The organism is Acetobacter fabarum (assembly GCF_040702925.2).
In the GTDB taxonomy this organism is placed as follows: domain Bacteria; phylum Pseudomonadota; class Alphaproteobacteria; order Acetobacterales; family Acetobacteraceae; genus Acetobacter; species Acetobacter fabarum_B.
Map to the genome: position 1 here is coordinate 1 of NZ_JBFCXX020000057.1, position 476 is coordinate 476.

The window sequence follows — 476 nt, forward strand, 5'->3', positions numbered from 1 at the left end:
AACCTGAAGGCCGTAGGTTCAAATCCTACCCCCGCAACCAACGACGCTTGCGAATGACCATTCGCCACATTTCGCCGGGATCGTAGTGTGCGGTTCCCCGCAACCAACGATACTTGCGATACGAACGCATCAAGAACGCCACTGTCCGGATGGACCGTGGCGTTTTTCTTGTGCGCCGCGAATTGGAGGATTGCCGCCAGATCGCCACGCAGGATGATCGCCAGTTCGCCGTCGGCCGGCTGGAGCGTGATCTGCGAGACGAGTGTGCGCAGACGCTCGGCTGCCTCGCTCTTTGTCTCCTCAGCCTGAAGGCTCTCATAAAGAGACGCGATCCGCTGCTGATAAATCTCCGCCATGTTCGGATGCAGCAGGGGAGGCGGCTCCTCGGTATTGGCGACCTTCTGTTCCAGTTCCTCCTTGCGGGCTTCGAGCGTCGTCATTTTTTTCATGACCCGCTTGGATGCCTCAATGTCATC

At 58.2% G+C, this 476-nt stretch carries 1 pseudogene; it reads right to left on the reverse strand.

Annotated features, from left to right (window positions below):
- Positions 1–449: pseudogene (locus AB2L51_RS15075) on the reverse strand (recombinase family protein); the annotation flags it as partial.
- Positions 450–476 lie beyond the last annotated feature (27 nt).